Here is a 22,627-nt window from a genome sequence, read left to right on the forward strand (position 1 = left end):
GTTCAGCTCAGGTGCAGGTGCTGGCCCGGGTAGATCAGGTCGGCGTCCTTGACGATGTCCTTGTTGAGCGAGAACAGCTTGTGCCAGCCGCCGGACACGTGGTGCGCGGCCGCGATCTTGGCGAGGCTGTCGCCCTTGACCACGGTGTACTCGCCGTCGCCCTTGGGGATGGCGGTCGGCACGGCGTGCCGCGGGGTGCTGCGGGTGCTGTGCGTGGTGCCGGTGTGCGCGGTGGTCGAGGTGCCCGACGTCGACTTCGGGGTGGACGTGCTCGACGAGGACGTGCTCGACGAGGAGGTCGAGGACGACGACGAGCCGGACGGGTTGATGTCCGGGGACGGGCCGCCGGCGGTCAGGCCGCCGGCCGACGCGCAGGACCAGGCGCTCGGGCCCTGGAGGGCGAGCAGCTTCTCGGCGACGGCTATCTGCTGGTCCTTGGTGGCCAGGTCGGCGCGGGCCGCGTACTGCAGACCGCCCGCGGCCTCCCAGCTGGACTGCGAGAACTGCAGCCCGCCGTAGTAGCCGTTGCCGGTGTTGATGGACCAGTCGCCGCCGGACTCGCACTGGGCGACCTTGTCCCAGGTGGCGACCGAGGCGGCGGAGGCGGACGTGCTGGCGATCAGCGGAACGGTGATCGCGGTGCCGGCGACTCCGGCGAGCGTGGCGATGCGGACAAACCTCTTCGAGGCACGACGGTGCTTACCCATGTTGATATCAGCCCTCACCGACGCCTACGAGGTGAGCTGTCGGGTTCGGACGTGAGTTGCCCGGCCGGGCCGCCCCAGGCGGCGTATCGGCTTCACCCCGAGCCGGACCGTGCTGCCGCAAGGGCCGCGACGGTTGCTGTCCGTCGCCGCGGCGTGCGGCCGGTCCGGCGGAAGACCTTGGGTCCCCCGCTCCTGCCTGCGGCGCTTTCGCGTCGACCGTTCCCGTCGGGCGGCGGCAGGACTCGGCGTTCCGCTCCGGACGGGGCCCGCTGTGGCGAGCGGTAAGACGGTAAGCACACCGCGGCGGGTTCTTCAAACATTCCGATGCTGAGCGCCAACTGTGCCCGCGCGCTCGGCCGGTGGACATCGGCCCAGGTCGGAAGGGTGGCATTCGCGAGTTGACGGACAGCCGCCCGCCGCGGGGCGGGAGACCCTTGTCACATCGGCGGCGGCGGCCGGGAGTTGATACGTCCGGTTTGTCTTCCGGCCGCCACGCGCCTTTGCCTCACGCGAGGTTGAGGATCTGTCCCGGTTTGATGAGGTTGGGGTCGTCGCCGATGAGGTCGCGGTTGGCCTCGTACAGCGCCCGCCAGCCGCCCGCGACGTGCTCGGCGGAGGCGATGCCGGAGAGCGACTCGCCGGAGCCGACCCGGTAACCGCCGGCGGCCTTCCCGCCCGATCCGCCCGACCCTGCGTCCCCTGCGTTCCCGGACGACTTGGCGCGGTGGCCGCTCTTGGCGCCGCTGCCGGTCGCGGCGCCGACGGTCGAGAGCACCTCGGTCCGGGTCGCCCGGTCCTTAGCCGCCAGTTCCTCGTCGGTCGGGTCGTACGGCTTGCCGTGCCGGCCGGAGCCGGTGGTGGCCGAACCGTCGGTGGTGGTGGGGGTGGGGGTGGCGCTGGGGGTGCCGGAGCCGGTCGGGTCCGACGGGGTGGCCGGGTCCGAGGGGGTGGCCGGGTCCGAGGGGGCGGTCGAGCCGTCGGTCGTGGTCGGCGTGGGTGTCGCGGTCGCCGTGCCGGAGTCGGTCGGCGCGGTGGTCGAACCGGCGCTGGGCTGGATGCCGGTGGGGCCCGAGGGGTCGGGCGCCGGGGTGGTGCTCGGGTCCACGTCGGGGGTGGAGGTGTCGAGGAGCAGGCCGGTGGTGATCTCGCAGCCCGGCCAGGCGTTGGCGCCGAGGTCGCCGAGGACCTTCTCGGCCACGGTGATCTGCTGGTCGCGGGTGGCGAGGTCGGGACGGCTGGCGTAGGCGTCGCCGCCGTACTGGTCCCAGGTGGCCTGGGTGATCGCCAGGCCGCCGAAGAAGCCGTTGCCGGTGTTCGCGCTCCACGCCCCGCCCGACTCGCACTGGGCGACCTTGTCCCAGGTGCTCGCGCTGGCCGCCTGGGCGGAGCCCGCGCTGATCAGCGGAAGCGCGATGCCGACACCTGTCGCGGCGGCGGTTGCCACGGTCACCACTGCCGCCGGGGCCTGCCGGGGGCGTCGGTGCCGGCCGTTACCGGACGAGAGCATGCGGTCGCCTTTCGTTCAAGCCGTAGGCCGTTCGCTGCGCCCGGCCACGCGTCGTGCCATGGGCCGCGCCGTGAACGTCCTTGCGTTGACCGCAGAACGTAGCGGCCTTGGCCATGCGTCACAAGTCGATGTAGCGCTCATCACGTCGCGATCACGGCACTGACGCGGCGTCACTTCTCTTGCGGCGCCGCCGGGGTGAACTCCACCGGCAGCGTACGCAGCCCGCGCATGATCAAGCCGCCGCGCCAGCGCAGCTCGGCCGGATCGACGGCGAGCCGCAGGTCGGGCAGCCGGGTCAGCAGCGCGGCGAACGCGGTGCGCGCCTCCAGCCGGGCCAGCGGAGCGCCCAGGCAGTAGTGGATGCCGTGGCCGTAGCCGAGGTGCGGGTTGTCCCGGCGGGCGAGGTCGGGGGTGTCCGGCGCGGTGAACCTGGCCGGGTCGCGGTCGGCCGCCGCCAGCACCACCAGGACCGGGTCGCCCGCCGCCACGGCCCTGCCGCCGATCTCCAGCGGCTCGGTGGCGTACCGCCAGGTGGCCATCTCCACCGGGCCGTCGTAGCGCAGCAGTTCCTCGACCGCGGTCTCCAGCAGGTCGGTCTCGCCGGCGGCCAGCGCGTCCTGGAGGGCGGCGCGCTGGGCGGGGTGGGCGAGCAGGGTGTGCACGCCGTTGCCGATCAGGTTGACGGTGGTCTCGAAGCCCGCGAAGAGCAGGATGAACGCCATTGCGGCGGCCTCGTTCTCCGTCAGGTGCTCGCCGTGGTCGCTCGCCCGGATCAGCGCCGAGATCAGGTCGTCGCCGAGGTCGCCGCGCTTGCGGTGGATCAACTCCACCAGGTAGGCGCGCATCCGCTTCACCGCCCGGGCCACCCCGCCGCGCGGTCCGCCGCCCTGGCCGGGCACGGCGTGACGCACCATCATCCCGGCCCAGTCCCGGAAGTCGTCCTGGTCCTCCCGCGGCACCCCGAGCAGGTCGCAGATGGCGTAGATGGGCAGCGGGAAGGCGAACTCGTGGATGAGGTCGGCCTGTCCGCGGCCGGCGAAGGCGTCGATGAAGCCGTCGGTCAGCTCGCGCACCCGGGGTTCGAAGAGCGCCACGGTGCGCGGGGTGAACGCCTTCGACACCAGCCGGCGCAGCCGCGTGTGGTCGGGCGGGTCGATGTTGAGCAGATGCGTCGTCAGCTCGGCGGTCCGCTCCCCCGGGATGCCGGTCCGGCCCTTCGCCCCGGCCTCCCCGGCGTGGTGCACCGGGTTCTTGCTCAGCCGCCCGTCGGCCAGCGCCTGCCGCGCGTCGGCGTACCGCGTCACCAGCCACGCCTCCACGCCGCTCGGCAGCGTCGTCCAGCGCACCGGCGCGTGCTCCCGCAGCCACGCGTACGCGGGGTAGGGGTCGGTGGCGAACTCCCACGAGAACAGGTCCGGCGACGGCCGCGTCATATCGCTCACCCCCTGACGCTACCGGGGTGCCCGTCAGCCGGCGCGCCCCGGTACGACCCGGGCGGACGCCCCTGCCGCGGTCGCGTCACCGCAGGTCAGAGCGGTTCCCCGAGGAGGGATTCACCCTTTCGAGTGATCGATCTTCTTTTCGTCTGGGTACGCTTCTGGTACGCGCCACAATCCGTCGCATGGGAGCGCTGATGAGTACCGCAGCCGAAGGCGATCAGAGCACGGGCTTCACGTGGCCCATGCCTCCGTCCGGTGGGTGGACCGCGGATGACCTGGACAGCATTCCGGGCCTCCCGTCACACACCGAGATGATCGACGGAGGGCTGTTCTTCGTGAGTCCGCAGACCGATTTCCACATGGCTACGCTCTGGCTGCTGGAGTACGCCCTGCGAACACACGTACCGGAGGACCTCTACGTCGTCCGGGAGATGACAACGAAGCTCGGCGAGCGGGACCGACCGGAGCCGGACCTGATGGTAGTGCCGAGAAGTGCGCGGACCGGATCGAACCAGACGTCGTACGACCCCAAGGATGTCGTCCTTGCCGTTGAGGTCGTGTCCTCGGAGTCAGTGGACCGGGACCGCATCGTCAAGCCGCGCAAGTACGCGCGTGCGGGCATCAAGAACTTCTGGCGGGTCGAGCGCGACCAGAGCGGGGACCAGCCGATGGTCTTTGTCTACGAGTTGGACCCGAGCACCCGCACCTACGCGGTCAGCGGCATCTTCCACGACCAGTTGAAGGTGACCGTCCCGTTCCCCATCGCGATGGACCTCAAGCTGCCGTAGCCCGTACGAGGGGTCATGCCGTCGGCTCGCAAAGTGCCGCGCGCAGCGCCTCGCGGCTGAGGTGGTCGGCCTGGCGGGTGGTCTCCGGGAGGCGGTAGCGGGGGGCGAGGTCGAGGACGCGGGCGCAGGCGGTGGGCAGGTCGATGAGGTGGCCGGTGGAGACGTAGACCGGCTTGACGCCGGTGCGGGTGCGCAGCGCGCGGCCGACGACCTCGCCGTCGTCGAGCAAGTCGGCGTGGGCGCCGCGGTGCCCGGCGAGGGCGGCGGGGTCGTGGCGGCCGGTGAAGGGGGTCTTGGCGACGCCCGCGGTCGGCAGGCCGGTCAGCACGCCGAGGTGGCAGGCGAGGCCGAAGCGGCGCGGGTGCGCCCGGCCGTGCCCGTCGCACAGCAGCAGGTCGGGGACGGCCGTCAGCTCGCGCAGCGCGGCGACGAGGGCGGGCAGCTCGCGGAAGGCGAACAGGCCCGGCACATAGGGGAAGGTGGTGGCCGCGGTGGCGGTGGCGCGCTCGACCACCTCGAGGGTGGCGCTGTCGACGACCACGACGGCGGCCGCGACGAGGTCGCCGGTGCCGCGCCCGTCGCCCGCGTAGGCGACGTCGAGGCCCGCGACGAGACGGGGTGCGGCAGGGCCGGGGCCGCGGTGGTCGGCGAGCGGCCGCAGCCGGGCCTGGAGGGCCAGCGCCTCGGCCTCGTCGGCCGGCCAGGCGTAGGGGACGTCCACGCGCACCGGCGTCAGCCGCTCTCGGCGGTACGGTCCCGCGGTCCCGCCGCCTCCTGCGCCGCCCGCGCCGTCTCGGCCTCCTGGGTCGCCGCCCGGTAGCGGCGGGCGGCCTCCCGCAGCGCGCGCTCCGGGTCGAGGCCGGCCGCCTGGGCCGCGGCGGCCAGCGCCAGCAGCTGCGCGCCGAGCGCCTCCTCGCCGTCCGGCACGGGCCCTTCGGGCGCGGCGGGCAGCGGCAGCCGCGCCGCGCCCGCCCGGGCGGCGAGCTTCGCGGCGAGCGCGAGGGCGGGCTGCGCGAGCGGCACGCCCTCGGTGACGGACTGCCGCCCCTTCTCCGCGTGCTTGCGCCGCATCCAGATCTCCCGCACCTCCTGCGGGGTGTGCGCGGTCTCGTCGCCGAAGACGTGCGGGTGGCGGTGGACCAGCTTGGTGATCAGGCCGGCGGCGACGTCGTCGATGTCGTACGGGTCCTCGGGGTCGTCCGCGGCGATGGCCGCGTGGAAGGCGACCTGGAGCAGCACGTCGCCCAACTCCTCGCGGACCGCGGTCCGGTCGCCCTCCTCGATCGCCTCGACGAGTTCGTACACCTCCTCGACGGCGTACGGGGCGAGGTCCTCATGGGTGCGCACCGAGCTCCACGGGCACTCGGCCCTGATCCGGTCCATCACCTGCACCAGGTCGAGCAGGCGCGCGCCGGGCAGGTCGTACGACCCGGGCAGCAGCTCCAGTTCGGGCATCGCGACGCGGCCGGAGCCGCCCAACCGGGCCAGTTCGTCGGTGACGGCCCGGTCCGCGCCGGCGTCGGGCGGCAGGTACGCCACGGTGCGGCCGCCCGCGGTGGCGTCCACCAGCTGCTGCCCGGTGGGCGTCGCCGTCTCGACGGCGATCCCGGCCTGCCGCAGGTAGGGCAGTTGGGGGTGCTCCGGGTCGGCGCACAGCACGCGGTCGGCCGCGCGCAGCACCTGCCAGGCGGGCCAGGACAGCAGGCCGGGCGCGACCCGGTGGCTCATGGTGAGCAGCACCAGGCGTCCGGCGGGCACGGCGTGGGGTTCTTCGGTCACCCCACGAACGTACCTCGCGGCGCCGGGCGGACGGCGGGCGGCCCGTCAGGCGAGGCCGGTGGCCGCGGCGGTGTCCTCGGTGCCCGCCACCGGCGTCTTGTCGACCACCCAGGGGTTCTTGACCTTGCCGATGGACGCGCTCTTGCCGTCCCAGGCGCCGTACCGCGGGTTGATGTGCACATGGAGGGACTTGGCGGTCGTCACCATGTAGTCCTCCAGCGCCTTCTCACCGCCGTCGCTGCCGGGTTGGTAGCCGAGCGCCGAGATGATCTTCGTGATGCCGATCTTCTCGCGCAGGTAGCTGTCGATCTGGTCCGGCGGGGTGCCGTACTGCGCGAGCATGCCCGCCTCGTAGCTCTTGCGGCTGCCGCCGGCGAGTTGCCGCACCTCCGCGTCGTACTCCCGCTGCACCTCGCCCGCGGTCACCGTCAGGTGCTTGCCGGCGAGCGCCTTGTCGACGACCTGGTTCTGCACCATGACGTTGAGCACCTGGGTGGGCAACTGGGTGGCGGCGGCCACGGCCTGGGCGGCCTGCGGGTCGCCGCTCGCGGCCGTGCGCAGGTCGGCGACGCGCGCCTGCACGCTGGAGACGGCGATCCGCTGGTCGCCGACGACCGCGGCGGCGCCCGTGCGGTTGGGCCCGGACCCGCACGCGGTCAGGGCGGGCGACGCGAGCAGCAGTGCGACTGCGGCGGTGGAGACGGCGGCGGTGCGGCGGCGGACCATGTGTGCCTCCCGGCGGGTGACGGCGGAGCGCCGCGGGGAGGTCGTCCCCGCGTCCCGCGTCTCGCGTTCCTGGCGTGACGGATGATCGGGCACGAGGATATTGACCAACTGCGGCCGATATCCAGCACTGTGCACAACGTGATCCACGCCGGGAGGTCACCGCCTCGCCCGCCGGGCGCCTTGTGCTCCACCGTCCGGCCGCCGCTCAGCCGGCGGGCAGCGCCTCCTTCGGGCAGGTGCCGAGCACCTTGCGCATGGCCGCCTTCTCCGCCGAGCTGACCCACAGCCCGTACTTCTTTTTCACCGCGACCTGGCGGGCCACGTACGGGCAGCGGAAGGCGGTGTTCGGCGGCAGCCAGGTCGCGGTGTCGCCGTCGCTCTTGCGGCGGTTGGTGGACGAGTCGACGGCGAGCAGGTTCAGCGGGTCGTTGGCGAACTGCTCGCGGCGGTCCTTGGACCACTGCTGCGCGCCCTTCTGCCAGGCGTCGGACAGCGCCACCGCGTGGTCGATGTCCACCTTGCTGGCGCCGCGCTTGTAGACGATCCGCGTACCCGTGTACGGGTCGGCGAGGGTGCCGCCGGTCACGATGCAGTCCTTGGTGCCGACCCGGTAGGTCCGCTGGGTGAGGTCGCGGGTCAGTATGTCGTCGCGGGTGTCGCAGTGGTTGTGGTCCACGTCCGCCCAGGCGGGGCCGAACTGCTCGCGGGAGTAACCGGTCTTCGGGGCGCGGCCCTTGACCGTCAGGGCGTCCGCGGCGGCCAGTGCGCTGCCGGGGGCGGCGCTGGTGGCGGCGCTGCCGGTGGCGGTGGTGCCGCCGGTGGGGTCCGCGCCCTGGGTGGTGGCCTTGCATCCGGCGACCGAGAGCGTCGCGGCCGCCACCGCGGTGCAGGCCAGCAGCGCCTGCGTCGTACGTATCCCCATCACACACCTTCGAAGAAGTCGTCGGGGCGCCAACCGCCCCTGCCACCATGTCCCTTACCCCTGGACATGCCCCAACCAGGCGAGGGTACGGCGGACTTCCGCCGGGAAGGGGTGGTGGGGGCCGCGCACCCGCTCGGCGTCGTACAGCAGGCGGGTCAGCACGTCGTGGGCCGCCCGCCGGTCGCCGACGGACAGCAGCAGGTGCGCGATCCGCCGCCGGATCTCCAGCGGCGGCCCGGGGTCGGCGGACGCCCAGCTCTCGAAGTACGGCAGCAGGACGCGGTACTCCGACAGCGCCGTGGCCGCCTCGCCCAACTGCTCCAGGCACTGCGCCGCTTCGTAGCGGTACTGCAGGGCGGTGCGGTCCGCGCCGCCGTACTGCGAGGCGAACTCCTGGGACAGGCGGCGCAGTTCGGGCAGCGCGCGGCGGTACTGGCCGTCCTCCATCAAGGTGGCGGCGTACTGCCGGCGCAGGCTGCGCAGCACCGTGGAGTGCTCCCCGTGCTTCTCGGCGGCGGCCGGCAGCAGGGCGCCGAGCACGTCGACGGCCTGGGTGATCCGGCCCGCGGCCAGCAGCCGGCGCACCTCGTCGACGGCGGTGGCCAGGTCCGGGCCGGCGGACGCCACCGCGGGCGGGTGGGCGGGGCGTTCGGGCAGCGGCGCGGGCGCGGGCCGGTCCGGCCAGGGGGCGTGCGGGCGCAGGAACGGCCGGGTCGGGTCCATCGGGCCGAGCGGCGCGGCGCGGTCCCCGCCGGGCGGCGGCACCAGGGCGGCGAGCTGCCGGAAGGCGTCCTGGGCGTCCTGCGGGCGGTCCTGGGGGTCCTTGGCGAGCAGCCGCAGCACGAGGGACTCCAGCGGCTCGGGCACCTGGGAGCGGATGCGGCGCAGCGGCGTCGGGGGCTCGTAGAGGTGGCCGTGCAGCACGCCCAGCGCGGTGGGGGCGTTGAAGGGCACCTCGCCGCTGAGGAGTTCGTGCAGGACCGCGCCGAGCGCGTACAGGTCGGTGCGCGGGCCGACCGCACCGCCCATCGCCTGCTCGGGCGCCATGTAGGCGGGGCTGCCGATCGGGGTGCCGGTGTGGGTCAGCCGGGTGGTGTCGGTGTCCATCACGGAGGCGACACCGAGGTCGAGCACGGTGACGGTGCCGTCGGTCCTGATCATCACGTTCCGCGGTTTGAGGTCGCGGTGCACGATCGGGACGGCGTGCACCGCCGCCAGCGCCGCGCACAGCTGCGCGCCGACGGCGACCGCCCACGGCCACGGGTAGGGCGTGTGCCCGGCCAGGTGCGCGCCGAGGTCGATGCCCTCCACGAACTGCATGACGAGGTACAGCTCGTCGCCGTCGGCGCCGGCGTCATGGACGGTGACCAGGCCCGGGTGGTCGACCTGGGCGGTGACCCGGCACTCGCGGTCGAAGCGCTGCCGCAGCTCGGCCACGTTCTCCCCGCCGGCCACCTTGTCGGGGCGCAGCAGCTTGACCGCGACCCTGCGGTCCAGCCGCCGGTCGTACGCGGTCCACACCTGGCCCATGCCGCCCTGGCCGATGACCGCGGCCAGTTCGTACCGCCCGGCGATGAGCCGACCGGTCATCTGGCCGCCCCGCCCTCACCGCTGTCCTGGCCGGCGTCGCGCTCCTTGCGCAGGAAGTCGCTCAGCTCGTCGAGCTCGGCCCGCACCTGGTCGATGCGGGGCGCGGGCGGCGGCGTGGGGTGCGCCGGGCCCGGGGCGGGCGCCGGCGGCGGGGTCGGGACGTGCGTCGGCACGGGCGTCGGGGGCGGGGTGTTCGGGCGGTTCGTCGGCGGCGGGACGGCCGTGCCGACGGCGGGACCGGGGTACGGCTGGTGGGCCGGGTAGCCCTGCGCGTGCGGGGCCGGTATCGGGCCGGCGCCGCCGAAGCCGGTCGCGTACGGGTGCTGCGGCGGATAGCCGGCCGGGCCGGGCCCGCTGCGGCGGGCGGCGCTGTACCGGACGATGTCGGCGATCAGGAAGTACACCGCGCCGCCGAACATGCAGATCAGGATGAGGGTGGCGCCGAGGTCGGAGGCCATGTCGTCGTCATCCTGGGACACCCCGAAGCAGACGACGGCGAGCACGGCCATGGCGGCCGCCACCGCGAGGACCAGCCAGTCGGCGAAGCGCTTGCGCAGCACCGCCAGATACAGCATCGAGACCCAGGCGAGGAAGCCGAGGGTGATCACGGGCACGGCGGTGAGGATCACCCGCAGCACGACGGCGACCGCGGGGGCGGCGGGCTTGGGCCGCTGCGGCACCGGACCTGGGCCGTACATGTGGCTGCTCCTGGTTCGTCGGGTCACGGACGGCGGGCGGGGTCGCTCGACGTCCGCCGCCGCACGGGCAGCGGTGCGCCCGTGCGCCCACCCTTCCGGCGAACACCCTGTGAGCGTATCGGCCGCGGCGCGCGGCCGTCCCCCGCCGGCCCCGGACCTGTGGACAACTTCCCGCGGCATTGCTCAAGGGCGCGCTCGCGAGCGCGCGGGGCGGCGCCGGCACAGCGTCGTCCCGTATCTTTTCCGGCAGACCCGACCCACCCCGCTGCCGCTGGAGGACGACCATGGACAGGGCCGAGGCGGTCATCCCGGCACAGGGGGCCGACAGCGCCGCGCCCGGCGAGGCGCGGACCGGTGCCGCCGCCCGGCTGCGGCAGCACCTGTCCGGCGGCGGGGCGGACCCGTACGTGCTCGCGGTCGTCTTCTTCGCCGCCTACACCGCGCTGTCGGTGACCCGCTACCGGCAGCTGCTGACCATGTCCTGGGACCTGGGCATCTTCGAGCAGGCCGTCAAGTCCTACGCCCACCTGCACGCGCCGGTCGCCGACCTGAAGGGCCCCGGGTTCAACATCCTCGGCGACCACTTCAGCCCGATCACCGCGCTGCTGGCGCCCTTCTACCGGGTCTTCCCGACCCCGGTGACGCTGCTGGTCGCGCAGGCGCTGCTGTTCGCGGTGTCGGTGATCCCCGTGACGCGGGTCGCGGGGCTGCTGCTCGGGCGCGGCCGCGGGATCGCGGTCGGGGTGGCGTACGCCCTGTCGTGGGGGGTGCAGAAGGCCGTCCAGTTCGACTTCCACGAGATCGCCTTCGCGATGCCGCTGCTGGCGTTCTCCCTGGAGGCGGTGCTGCGTAGGCGGTGGGCGGCGGCGATGTGGTGGGCGGTGCCGCTGGTCTTCGTCAAGGAGGACATGGGGGTGACGGCCGCCGCGATCGGCGTGATCGTGTGGTGGCGCACCAGGAGCGGTGCGCACGCGCCGGACACGGGGTCGGGCACCGCGCCGGGCGGCGTCCCGGAGGCGACGGCGAGCGCGGCCGAGGACGGCAGCACGGGCGACAGCGGCGCGCAGGGCTCCCACGGGCCGCTGCCCGACTCCCTGCGCTTCGGCCCCTGGGCGCTCGGCCTGGCCGGCTTCGGCGTCGCCATGTCCGCGCTCGCCTTCGCCGTCATCATCCCGGCGTTCAACTCCACCGGCGGCTACGACTACTGGAACAAGCTCAACGGGAACGGCGCCCCGATGCCCGGCCACATCCCGTTCGACACCGCCCTGCACACCCTGCTGTGGATTCTGCTGCCCACCTCCGGGCTGCTGGCGCTGCGCTCCCCGCTGATCCTGGCCGCGCTGCCCACCATCGGCTGGCGGTTCGTCTCCCACGACGACCACTACTGGGGCACCGACTGGCACTACAGCGCCGTGCTGATGCCCGTGGTGATGCTGGCCCTGGTGGACGCCGCCGCCTCCGCCCGGCGCAGCCCGCGCCCCTGGCTTCGCTCCTACGCCTCCGGGCTGCCGGCGGCCGCGGCCGGCGCCGCCCTGGCGCTGACCATGACGCTCCCCCTGGAGTCGCTCGCCCACACCGCCACCTACAAGGTCGACGCCCGCACCAAGGCGATCGAGCACACCCTCGACAAGATCCCCGACGGTGCCACCGTGGAGGCGAACGTCGGCCCGATCAGCCACCTGGTGCACCGCACCACCGTGTACTGGGTGGGCGACACCGAGGGCGTCACCCCGCAGTACATCGCCCTCGACAACACCTCCGGCTGGGCCGGCGACCCGCTGACGTACGCCAAGCAGCTGCACCCGGCCGCGACCTACACCCTGGTCGGCGAGGACCAGGGGTACGTCGTACTGGCGCTGGCCGCGGGCACGAAGTAGCCGCCCCCGCGCGGCCGGTCAGTTGTCGAGCACCGTGGTCAGGAACTCCGCGGTCCACTGGAGCAGTTCGCGGCCCACCACCGGCTTCCCGCCGATCCGGGCGGTCGCCGGGCGGGGCACCAGCACCTGCTTGGTGGCCTGCCGGACGACCGAGCGCGGGTAGACCCGGCTCAGCCGCAGCTCCTGGGACTCGCGCAGCTCCACCGGCCCGAAGCGGATGTTGGCGCCCTGGAGGGTGATGTCGCTGACGCCGACCTTGCGGGCCAGTATCCGCAAGCCGGCGACCAGCAGCAGGTTCTCCACCGGCTCGGGCAGCTTGCCGTAGCGGTCGGTGAGCTCCTCGCGCACCGCCGCGATGTCCGCCTCGCTGGTGACGGCGGCGATCGAGCGGTACGCCTGGAGGCGCAGCCGCTCGCCCGGCGCGTAGTCGTGCGGGACGTGCGCGTCGACCGGCAGCTCGATCTTCACCTCCAGCAGCTCCTCCTCGGCCGCGCCGCCGTTCTCCATCGCGTTGCGGTAGTCCGCGACCGCCTCGCCGACCATCCGCACGTACAGGTCGAAGCCGACCCCGGCGATGTGCCCGGACTGCTCGCCGCCGAGCAGGTTGCCCGCGCCGCGGATCTCCAGGTCCTTCATCGCGACGTACATGCCCGCGCCCATCTCGGTGTGCTGGGCGATGGTGGCCAGCCGCTCGTGCGCGGTCTCGGTGAGCGGCTTCTCCGGCGGGTACAGGAAGTACGCGTAGCCGCGCTCCCGGGAGCGGCCCACCCGGCCGCGCAGCTGGTGCAGCTGGGAGAGCCCGAAGGTGTCGCCGCGCTCCACGATGAGGGTGTTGGCGTTGGCGATGTCGATCCCGGACTCCACGATGGTGGTGGACACCAGGACGTCGAAGCGCTTCTCCCAGAAGTCGACCACCACCTGCTCCAGCTGCGACTCCCCCATCTGCCCGTGCGCGGTGGCGATCCGCGCCTCGGGAACGATCTCGCGCAGCCGCGCGGCGGCCCGGTCGATGGACTCCACCCGGTTGTGGATGTAGAACACCTGGCCCTCGCGCAGCAGTTCACGCCGGATGGCGGCGCCGATCTGCTTGTCCTCGTACGGACCGACGAAGGTGAGCACCGGGTGGCGCTCCTCGGGCGGGGTGGTGATCGTGGACATCTCGCGGATGCCGGTGACCGCCATCTCCAGGGTGCGCGGGATCGGCGTGGCCGACATGGTGAGCACGTCGACATTGGCCCGCAGCTTCTTCAGCTGCTCCTTGTGCTCGACGCCGAACCGCTGCTCCTCGTCCACGATGACCAGGCCGAGGTCCTTGAACTTCGTCTCCGACGAGAACAGCCGGTGGGTGCCGATCACCAGGTCCACGCTGCCGTCCCGCAGCCCCTCCAGCACCGCCTTCGCCTCGGTCTCGCTCTGGAAGCGGGACAGGGCGCGGACGTTGACCGGGAACTGGGAGTAGCGCTCGGTGAAGGTGCCCATGTGCTGCTGCACCAGCAGGGTGGTCGGCACCAGGACCGCCACCTGCTTGCCGTCCTGGACCGCCTTGAACGCGGCCCGCACCGCGATCTCGGTCTTGCCGTAGCCGACGTCGCCGCAGATCAGCCGGTCCATCGGCACGGACTTCTCCATGTCCGACTTGACCTCGGCGATGGTGGTGAGCTGGTCGGGCGTCTCCGCGTACGGGAAGGCGTCCTCCAGCTCGCGCTGCCAGGGCGTGTCGGGGCCGAAGGTGTGGCCGGGGGCGGCCATCCGCGCGGAGTACAGCCGGATCAGGTCGGCGGCGATCTCCTTGACGGCCTTCTTCGCCCGCGCCTTGGTCTTCGTCCAGTCCGCGCCGCCCAGCCGGTGCAGCGAGGGCGCCTCGCCGCCCACGTACTTGGTGACCTGTTCGAGCTGGTCGGTGGGGACGAAGAGCCGGTCGCCGGGCTGGCCGCGCTTGGCCGGGGCGTACTCCACCACCAGATACTCGCGGGTGGCGCCCTGGACGGTGCGCTGCACCATCTCCACGTAGCGGCCGACGCCGTGCTGCTCGTGCACGATGTAGTCGCCGCCGGTGAGCGTGAGCGGGTCGATGGTCTTGCGGCGGCGCGAGGGCATCCGGCCCATGTCCTTGGCGGTGGAGCGCTGCCCGGACAGGTCGGTCTCGGTGAGCACCGCGACCTTCAGCGCGGTGTCCACGAAGCCGTGCTCCAGCGAACCGGTCGCCACGTGCACCACCGAGGGCGCCAGCTGCGCCGGGCCGGCCAGCTCCGGGTCCAGCCGGGCCGCGATCCCCTCGCCGCCCAGCACCTCCACCAGGCGCGCGGCCGGGCCGTGGCCCTCGGTGACGTAGACCGCGCGCCAGCCGTCGGCGAGCCAGCCCTTGGTGTCGGCGAGCGCGCGGGCGGTGTCCCCGCGGTACAGCTCCGGTGCGTGCATGCCCAGCCGCAGGGTGTCGCCGAACTCCGGCTCGGCGCCCCGCGCCGCGTCGCCGTACGCCCCGGCGGCCGCGCCCTCCTCGTCGGCTGCGAAGGGGCTCACCGACCACCACGGGGTGCCGAGCGTACGGGCGTGCTCGCGCAGGTCGGCGATGGACCACAGGGAGGCGGCGCCCAGGTCGATCGGCGCGGCGCCGCCGCCCGCGGAGGCGGCCCAGGACGCCTCCAGGAACTCCCGGGAGGTCGCCACCAGGTCAGCGGCCCGGGTGCGCACCCGCTCCGGGTCGCAGACCACCGCCATCGCGCCGGCCGGCAGCACGTCGAGCAGCAGCTCCATGTCGTCGACCAGCACCGGGGCCAGCGACTCCATGCCCTCGACCGCGATGCCCTCGGCGATCTTGCCGAGCAGCTCCTCCAGTTCGGGGTGCTCGGCCGCCAGGTCCGCCGCGCGCGCCCTGACCTCCTCGGTGAGCAGCAGTTCACGGCACGGCGGCGCCCACAGGCCGTGCTCGGCGACTTCCAGGGAGCGCTGGTCGGCGACCTTGAAGTAGCGGATCTCCTCGACCTCGTCGCCCCAGAACTCCACCCGCAGCGGGTGCTCCTCGGTCGGCGGGAAGACGTCCAGGATGCCGCCGCGCACCGCGAACTCGCCGCGCTTCTCGACCAGCTCCACCCGGGCGTAGGCGGCCGCCGCAAGCGCGTCGACCACCTCGTCCAGGTCCGCGGTGCCGCCGCTGCGCAGGGCCACCGGCTCCAGGTCGCCGAGCCCCTTGACCTGCGGCTGGAGCACCGACCTGATGGGTGCGACCACCACCTGGACCGGGTCGGCCGCCACGTCGTCCGCGTCCGGGTGCGCCAGCCGCCGCAGCACCGCCAGCCGGCGGCCCACGGTGTCGCTGCGCGGGGAGAGCCGCTCGTGCGGCAGCGTCTCCCAGGACGGGTACTCCACCACCGTGTCCGGCGGCAGCAGCGAGCGCAGCGCGGCGGCCAGGTCCTCGGCCTCGCGGCCGGTGGCGGTGACCGCGAGCACCGTACGGCGCGCGCGGGCGGCCAGCGCCGCGACCACCAGGGGGCGCGCGGCGGGCGGGCCGACCAGGTCGACCTGCGGCCGGTTGCCCGCGGCGGCGGACTCGACCGCCTCGGCGAGAGCGGTGTCCTCGACGACGACGTCGACCAGACCGTTCAGACTCATCAGGGTTCCGTCCCGAAAGGTGAGCAGAGCAACGCGAAGCGCCCGACACGTCGCACGGGCCGGGGGTCCTTCCAGCGTACGACGTACCGGTGACAGCCACCGCCCGACCGCTGCCGTCGGCGCCGTCCTGAGGGAGGGGCCTGCTACGTTGCGTAGCTTCGGGCCCGGCAGACCGGGCCCGGACAACCGAACACGGTGGGGAGGGACCTTGAGGAAGTCAGATCAGGGACACCGAAGAGGGTCACGGGGGGCACGCAGCGCGGCGGTGGCCGCGCTCGTGGCGGGCGCGCTGTCGCTGTCGCTGTCCGGGGCGGGGGCCGCGCAGGCCGAGCCGGGCGGCGGCAGGGCCGCGGGCAGCACGTCAGGCGCCGCGCACGGGACGCTCCAGGAGGACTTCGCGCGCGCCGCGCAGGAGTTCCACGTACCGCAGGGCCTGCTCATGGCGGTGGCGTACCACCAGTCGCTGTGGGACACGCACGCCGGAGCGCCCAGCACCACGGGCAACTACAACGTCATGGGTCTGACCCATGTGGACACCGCCGCCCTCCAGGCGGCGGGGACCGCGCCGGACACCGACGAGCGCGGCGCGGGCGGCAGCTCCGCCCCGGCCGCCACGCGCGCCAAGGCCGCCACCCAGAAGGCGAGCGGCCCGACGGCCGCCTACCGCACCCTGGACGCGGCGGCGAAGCTGACCGGCACCTCGCAGGCGAAGCTGCGCACCGACGCGGCGCAGAGCGTCCGCGGCGGCGCCGCGCTCCTCGCGCACTACGAGCGGCAGCTCGCCGGCACGCTGCCGGCCGACCCGGGGGCCTGGTACGGCGCCGTGGCGCGCTTCAGCCAGTCCACCGACGCCCAGGGCGCGGGGCAGTACGCCGACCGCGTCTACAGCACGCTGCGGGCCGGCGTGACGCGTACCACCGCCGACGGCCAGCAGGTCGCGCTCGCGGCCGAGCCGTCCGTGGCGCCGCAGACCTCAAAGCTGGCGGACCTGGGGCTGCCGTCGGCGACCGCGGAGGCCGCGCAGGAGACCCGGGCCGCCACCAAGGTCGCCGGTGCGCCCGCCGCAGCCGCGGCGAACCCGACGCCTGAGTGCCCGTCCGGCCTGACGTGCAACTACGTGCCGGCCGCCTACGCGCAGACCGACCCGAGCGACAAGTCGAAGTACGGCAGTTACGACCTGGCGAACCGCCCGGCCGACGGCAACACCATCAAGTACATCGTGATCCATGACACCGAGGGCAGCTACAGCAGCGCGCTCGGGATATTCCAGGACCCGAACCAGTACGCCACCCCGCACTACATCGTGCGCTCGTCCGACGGCCTGGTCACCCAGGTCGTGCAGACCAAGAACGTGGCCTGGCACGCGGGCAACTACTACGTCAACGCGCACTCGATCGGCATCGAGCACGAGGGCATCGCGATCTCCGGCGCGTCCTGGTACAGCGAGTCGCTGTACGAGTCGTCGGCCGCGCTGGTGCGCTACCTGGCGAACCGGTTCGGCGTGCCGCTGGACCGCCAGCACATCCTCGGCCACGACGACGTGCCCTCGCCGCAGACCGCCCAGCTGACCAGCATGCACTGGGACCCGGGCCCGTACTGGAACTGGTCGCACTACCTGGACCTGCTGGGCGCGACCCCTGGTGGCGGCGGCACCCCGGTGGTGGGCGGCGAGATCACCATCGACCCGCCGTTCACCTCGGCGAACGAGCCGGCCGTCACCGGGTGCAGCCCCGACCCGTGCACGGCGCAGCCGACCAGCTTCGTCTACCTGCGCACCTCGCCGTCCACGACGGCGGCGCTGATCGGCGACCCGGTGCTGGCGGCCGACAAGGTCGCCAACGGCACCACGCAGGCGGCCGACCTCACGGACAAGGCGGTCGCCGGGCAATCCTTCGTGGTGGCCGGCGTCCAGGGCGACTGGACGGCGATCTGGTACGGCGGCCAGAAGGCGTGGTTCTACAACCCCGGCGGCCGGTTCGCCGTCGCGAACGGCAGCACCGCGCGGCACGTGGTCACCCCGGCCGGCAGCAGCGCGGTCCCGGTGTACGGGCGGGCCTACCCGGAGGCGTCGGCGTACCCCTCGGTGATCGCCGACGTGGCGAGCCAGGCCACCCAGATCGTGGCGCCGCTGGGCTACACGATCCCGGCCGGGCAGTCCTACGTCGCCGACGACCCGGTGAACGCCGACTACTACTACGCGAAGAACATCGACCAGAGCGCGCCGGGCGACCAGACGCGGGTGGTGGGCAGCACCGTCTACTACCCGATCCGCTTCAACCACCGGCTCGGGTACGTCAAGGCGAGCGACGTCACGGCGTCCTCGGCGGTCACCCCGCCGGCCGGGACGTTCACCCCGGCGGGCCCGACCCGGATCATGGACACCCGCAACGGCACCGGGGTCGCCAAGGGCGCGGTCGGCGCCGGGAAGACGATCAGCCTCCAGGTCGCGGGCAGCGGCGGGGTGCCCAGCAGCGGGGTGACGGCGGTCGTCATGAACGTCACCGCGGTCAGCCCCACCACCACGGGGCACCTGATCGTCTACCCCGACGGCACCACCCAGCCGGGCACCTCAAGCCTCAACTACCCGGCCGGCCGCACGATCGCGAACCTGGTCGTGGTGCCGGTGGCGGACGGCAAGGTGGACTTCTACAACTCGGCCGGCAGCGTGGACGTCCTCGCCGACGTCACCGGCTACTACACCTCGTCGACCGGTGGTTCCCGGTTCGCCCCGGTCGGGCCCGCGCGGCTGATGGACACGCGCAACGGCACCGGCGGGGTGACCGGTCCGGTGGCGGCGGGCAAAACCGTTTCCCTCCAGGTCACCGGCGGCTCCACCGGTATCCCCGCGGACGGGGTGACGGCGGTGGTCATGAACGTCACCGCGGTCAGCCCCACCGCGACCGGGCACCTGATCGTCTACCCCGACGGCACCACCCAGCCGGGCACCTCAAGCCTGAACTTCCCGGCGGGCACCACCATCGCCAACCTGGTGACGGTGCCGGTGGTCGACGGAAAGGTCGACTTCTACAACTCGGCCGGCAGCGTGAACGTCCTCGCCGACATCACCGGCTACTACACCTCGTCGACGGATGGTTCGCTCTTCCACTCCACCGGGCCGACCCGGCTGATGGACACCCGCAACGGCACCGGCGGCACCAAGGGCGCCCTCACCGGCGGCAAGACCCTCACGCTGCCGCTCGCCGGGCACGGCGGGCTGCCCGCGAGCGGGGTGACGGCGGTGGTCATGAACGTCACCGCGGTCAGCCCGACCACCACCGGGCACGTCATCGTCTACCCCGACGGCGCGACCCGGCCGGACACCTCCAGCCTCAACTTCCCCGCCGGGCAGACCATCCCCAACCTGGTGGTGGTCCCGGTGACGGACGGCAAGCTGGACTTCTACAACTCGGCCGGCAGCGTCAACCTGCTGGCCGACATCACCGGCTACTTCACGTCCTGACCGCCCAGACACGCACGACACGGCGGCCCCGGCCACGCGAGGAAGGTTCGCGTGTCCGGGGCCGCCGCTTGGGGTGCCGTCCGGGGTGCGGGCCGGCGGGTCGCCGCCGGGCCGCCGCCGGGTCGCTCAGTCGGTGGCGATCGCGTTCAGCACGTTCATCCGCGCGGCCCGGAAGGCCGGCAGCAGCGCGGCCAGCAGGCCCACCACCGCGGACGCCAGAAAGACGATCACGATGGTGCTCCACGGGATGCGCAGGATGTGCAGCCCCTGGGTGGCCAGCACCTGCTGGGCGGTGGAGCCCCAGCCGAGGCCCAGGCCCAGGCCCACCAGCGCCCCGAAGAGCGAGATGACCACCGACTCCAGTCGGATCATCCGCCGCAGCTGGCGCCTGGAGGTGCCGATCGCCCGCATCAGGCCGATCTCCCGGGTGCGCTCCACCACCGACAGCGCCAGGGTGTTGACCACGCCGAGCACCGCCACGATGATCGCCAGCGCCAGCAACGCGTAGATCATGTAGAGCAGCTGGTTGACCTGGCTCTTGATCAGGTGCTTGTAGTCGGCCTGGTCGCGCACGTCGATCTGCGGGTAGGCGTGCGTCTTCGCCTTCAAGGACGCGTACGCCTCCTTCTCCTTACCGGAGACGGCCTTGCCGAACATCATGAAGTCGCCGGGCATCTTGTCGGCGGGCAGGTAGGCGCGCGCGGTGTCGATGCTGGTGAACAGGCTGCCGTGTTCCAGGGCGGTGTCGTCGCTGGTGACGGCGGCGACCTTCAGGTGCGCGGTGCGGCCGCCGACCAGGGCGACGGTCAGCACGTCGCCGACCTTGATGTGGTTGTCCTTGGCGAAGCCCTCCGGCACGGACATCGCGTCCTTGCCGTAGGCGTCCTGGAGCTTGCCCTGGGTGGTGGCGAGTTGTACGTCCTGCGGGTAGGTCGGGTCCGCGGCGCTGAGCTTCTCCTTGACCTGCTTGCCGGAAGGCGTGGTGAGGGTGGCGCTGACGAGGGTGTACTCGGTGAGGTGGTCGAGGTCCTTCGCCGATTTGATCGCCTTGGCGGCGGCCGGGGTGATGGGCTGCGAGGCGCCGCCCCCGACCTCGACGATGAAGTCCGCGCCGACCGACTTGTCGAGCTGGTCGGTGGCGGAGGCCACCATGGAGGAGCCGACCACCGACATCCCGGCCACCAGTGCCAGTCCGATCATCAGCGCGGAGGCGGTGGCGCCGGTACGGCGCGGGTTGCGCAGCGCGTTGCGCTCGGCGAGCCGCCCCATCGGGCCGAAGAAGCGCAGCACCACCGCGCTGACGGCGCGCACCACCACGCCGGCCAGCAGCGGGCCGACGACCACGAAGCCGACCAGGGACAGCAGCACGCCGATCCCGAGCAGGCCGCCGCCGGAGGACGCCTTGTCCGTGTGCGCGGCGGCGACCAGGGCGAACGCGCCCGCGGCGCACACCAGTACGCCGAGCGCGGCCCGGACCTTCCCGGCCCGGCCGTCGGCCGGGGTCCCGGCGTCGCGCAGCGCGGCCATCGGGGAGATCTTCCCGGCGCGGCGGGCCGGGATGTAGGCCGAGACCACCGTCACGACGACGCCGACGACCAGGCCGACGACAGGGGTGGTGGCCTTGATGGTCAGCTCCGAACTGTCCAGCTTCAGGCCGGCCTTGCCCATGAGCTTCATCAGCCCGACGGCCAAGCCGATGCCGCCGCCGATGCCGGCCACGGAGCCGACGGTGCCGAGCATCACCGCCTCGATCAGCACCGACCGGTTGACCTGGCGGCGGCTGGAGCCGAGCGCCCGCATCAGGCCGATCTCCCGGGTGCGCTGGGCGACCAGCATGGAGAAGGTGTTGACGATCAGGAAGACGCCGACCAGGACCGCGATCCCGGCGAAGCCGAGCATCGCGTACTTCATGAAGTTCAGGAAGCCGCCGACCTGGTCCTTCTCCTTCTTGGCGGTCTCGGCCGCGGTGTCGATCGTGTAGTTGGGCCCGATCGCGGCCTTCACGTTCGCCTTGAGCTGGTCGTTGGTGACGCCCTTGGCGGCGGTCAGGCCGTACCCGGTGTAGGCGTCGGTGCGGCCGAGCAGCTTGGCCTGCGCGACGGCGGTGTCCGTGTAGACCACCGCGGCGCCCGGGTTGGTCTCCTTGAAGGAGACGATGCCGGTGATGGTGACTTTGAACTCGCCGGGCTGCGCGATGACGCGCAGGGTGTCGCCGATCCTCAGGTGCTTGGCCTTGGCGGTGTCGGCGTCGATCACCGCGTCGTGGTCGGTGGCCGGCAGGTGGCCGGAGCTGAGTTCGACCGCCTTGGTCTCGGTGGTGTCCCAGTTGCTGACGATCGTCGGGGCGCCGGACGACGGGCTGATCTTGTTGTTGTGCGCATCGGCGACGGTGACTTCCTCGCTGGTCACGTCGGGCACCGCGGCGGCGACCCCGGTCACGTGCGCGAGCCTGGCCTGGAGGGAGGCCGGCAGGGTGTCCGGGATACCGGTGTCCTGCGCGTTCTTGACCTCCTTGGCGCTGACGGTGACGTCGGAGGCGGAGTTGCCGAAGAGCTTGTCGAAGGTGGCGGTCATGGTGTCGGTGAAGACCAGGGTGCCGCAGATGAACGCCACCGACAGCAGCACCGCGACACCGGACAGGGCCATCCGGCCCTTGTGCGCGAAGAAGTTGCGCACCGATGTCCTGAAGACGGTCACGAGGTCCTCCCGCGACCGTCGAAGGACTTCATCCGCTCCAGCACCGAGTCGGCGGTCGGGTCGGCCATCTCGTCGACGATCCGGCCGTCGGCGAGGTAGAGCACGCGGTCGGCGTAGGAGGCGGCGACCGGGTCGTGGGTGACCATCACGATGGTCTGGCCGAGGTCGTCGACCGAGCGGCGCAGGAAGCCGAGCACCTCGGCGCCGGCCCGGGAGTCCAGGTTGCCGGTCGGCTCGTCGCCGAAGATGATCTCCGGCCGCGCGGCCAGCGCCCTGGCCACCGCGACGCGCTGCTGCTGGCCGCCGGACAGCTGGGTCGGGCGGTGCTTGAGCCGCCCGGCCAGGCCGACGGTCTCCACCACCCGGTCCATCCACTCGCGGTCGACCTTGCGGCCGGCGATGTCCATCGGCAGCGTGATGTTCTCCGCCGCGTTCAGCGTCGGCAGCAGGTTGAACGACTGGAAGATGAAGCCGATCTTGTCCCGGCGCAGCCGGGTGAGCTTCTTGTCCTTCAGGTCGGTGATCTCGGTCCCGCCGATCCAGATGCGGCCCTCGCTGACCGTGTCGAGCCCGGCCAGGCAGTGCATGAGGGTGGACTTGCCGGAGCCGGAGGGGCCCATGATCGCGGTGAAGCGGCCGCGGGCGATGTCCACGTCCACCGCGTCCAGCGCGACCACGCGGGTCTCACCGGAGCCGTACGCCTTCGTCACTGCCCGGCCCGCGGCGGCAACGGCCGTGCGTTCTCCGCTGCCCCCGGCTGTGGGAACCGTCGTAGCCGTCGTCACTTCTGTCTCCCGTTGTTTGTTCTCGCTGGTGCGCGCGGCCGGC

15 protein-coding genes are annotated in these 22,627 nt (G+C 73.0%); 3 read left to right on the forward strand and 12 right to left on the reverse strand.

Going from position 1 to position 22,627, the window contains the following annotated elements; genetic code table 11:
• Window positions 1-2: 2 nt before the first annotated feature.
• The 3 genes from AC3ERT_RS12120 to AC3ERT_RS12130 form a co-directional block, all read right to left on the reverse strand.
• Window positions 3-707: a transglycosylase family protein gene (locus AC3ERT_RS12120; protein ID WP_335971074.1), complete on the reverse strand. Its 705-nt coding sequence runs from the start codon at window positions 705-707 to the stop codon at window positions 3-5.
• A gap of 505 nt (window positions 708-1,212) precedes the next feature.
• A complete protein-coding gene (locus AC3ERT_RS12125) occupies window positions 1,213-2,214 on the reverse strand; it encodes a transglycosylase family protein (RefSeq protein ID WP_435173950.1) in 1,002 nt (333 codons plus the stop codon).
• Window positions 2,215-2,384: 170 nt separating this feature from the next.
• Window positions 2,385-3,647 carry a cytochrome P450 family protein gene (locus AC3ERT_RS12130; protein WP_335971295.1) on the reverse strand — a complete coding sequence of 421 codons (1,263 nt, stop codon included), beginning with the start codon at window positions 3,645-3,647 and terminating at the stop codon, window positions 2,385-2,387.
• Between the two features lie 248 nt (window positions 3,648-3,895).
• On the opposite strand from AC3ERT_RS12130, the gene AC3ERT_RS12135 reads away from it, so the two are divergent.
• Window positions 3,896-4,441: a Uma2 family endonuclease gene (locus AC3ERT_RS12135; RefSeq protein ID WP_435174062.1), complete on the forward strand. Its 546-nt coding sequence runs from the start codon at window positions 3,896-3,898 to the stop codon at window positions 4,439-4,441.
• Between the two features lie 13 nt (window positions 4,442-4,454).
• Here AC3ERT_RS12135 and AC3ERT_RS12140 read toward each other — a convergent pair whose 3' ends face one another.
• The 6 genes from AC3ERT_RS12140 to AC3ERT_RS12165 form a co-directional block, all read right to left on the reverse strand.
• Window positions 4,455-5,168 carry an endonuclease V gene (locus AC3ERT_RS12140; protein WP_435173952.1) on the reverse strand — a complete coding sequence of 238 codons (714 nt, stop codon included), beginning with the start codon at window positions 5,166-5,168 and terminating at the stop codon, window positions 4,455-4,457.
• Window positions 5,169-5,173: 5 nt separating this feature from the next.
• Window positions 5,174-6,169, reverse strand: coding sequence for a nucleoside triphosphate pyrophosphohydrolase (locus tag AC3ERT_RS12145; RefSeq protein ID WP_335971293.1), 996 nt, complete (start codon window positions 6,167-6,169; stop codon window positions 5,174-5,176).
• A gap of 96 nt (window positions 6,170-6,265) precedes the next feature.
• A complete protein-coding gene (locus AC3ERT_RS12150) occupies window positions 6,266-6,946 on the reverse strand; it encodes a SurA N-terminal domain-containing protein (RefSeq protein ID WP_335971067.1) in 681 nt (226 codons plus the stop codon).
• A 205-nt stretch (window positions 6,947-7,151) separates the two neighbouring features.
• Window positions 7,152-7,868 (reverse strand): HNH endonuclease family protein, encoded by a 717-nt coding sequence (locus tag AC3ERT_RS12155; RefSeq protein WP_335971065.1) that lies wholly within the window; start codon window positions 7,866-7,868, stop codon window positions 7,152-7,154.
• Between the two features lie 54 nt (window positions 7,869-7,922).
• On the reverse strand, window positions 7,923-9,458 hold the full coding sequence (locus AC3ERT_RS12160) for a serine/threonine-protein kinase (protein WP_335971063.1): 1,536 nt from the start codon (window positions 9,456-9,458) through the stop codon (window positions 7,923-7,925).
• Window positions 9,455-10,156, reverse strand: a complete 702-nt coding sequence (locus AC3ERT_RS12165) for a hypothetical protein (protein WP_435173955.1) — start codon at window positions 10,154-10,156, stop codon at window positions 9,455-9,457. The genes AC3ERT_RS12160 and AC3ERT_RS12165 overlap by 4 nt, the downstream gene beginning before the upstream one ends.
• Window positions 10,157-10,440: 284 nt before the next feature.
• Between AC3ERT_RS12165 and AC3ERT_RS12170 the strand changes: the two genes are divergently transcribed.
• Window positions 10,441-12,033: a DUF2079 domain-containing protein gene (locus AC3ERT_RS12170; protein WP_435173957.1), complete on the forward strand. Its 1,593-nt coding sequence runs from the start codon at window positions 10,441-10,443 to the stop codon at window positions 12,031-12,033.
• Window positions 12,034-12,051: 18 nt separating this feature from the next.
• On the opposite strand, the gene mfd is transcribed toward AC3ERT_RS12170, so the two are convergent.
• Complete coding sequence (mfd, locus tag AC3ERT_RS12175) at window positions 12,052-15,642, reverse strand: transcription-repair coupling factor (RefSeq protein ID WP_435173959.1); 3,591 nt, start codon at window positions 15,640-15,642, stop codon at window positions 12,052-12,054.
• A gap of 265 nt (window positions 15,643-15,907) precedes the next feature.
• Between mfd and AC3ERT_RS12180 the strand changes: the two genes are divergently transcribed.
• Window positions 15,908-19,102 carry an N-acetylmuramoyl-L-alanine amidase gene (locus AC3ERT_RS12180; RefSeq protein WP_435173960.1) on the forward strand — a complete coding sequence of 1,065 codons (3,195 nt, stop codon included), beginning with the start codon at window positions 15,908-15,910 and terminating at the stop codon, window positions 19,100-19,102.
• A 126-nt stretch (window positions 19,103-19,228) separates the two neighbouring features.
• On the opposite strand, the gene AC3ERT_RS12185 is transcribed toward AC3ERT_RS12180, so the two are convergent.
• Window positions 19,229-21,799 (reverse strand): ABC transporter permease, encoded by a 2,571-nt coding sequence (locus AC3ERT_RS12185; protein ID WP_435173962.1) that lies wholly within the window; start codon window positions 21,797-21,799, stop codon window positions 19,229-19,231.
• Window positions 21,796-22,584, reverse strand: coding sequence for an ABC transporter ATP-binding protein (locus tag AC3ERT_RS12190; RefSeq protein WP_335971051.1), 789 nt, complete (start codon window positions 22,582-22,584; stop codon window positions 21,796-21,798). Before AC3ERT_RS12190 ends, AC3ERT_RS12185 begins: the two co-directional genes overlap by 4 nt.
• Window positions 22,585-22,627 lie beyond the last annotated feature (43 nt).

Source organism: Actinacidiphila sp. bgisy145, from assembly GCF_057708125.1.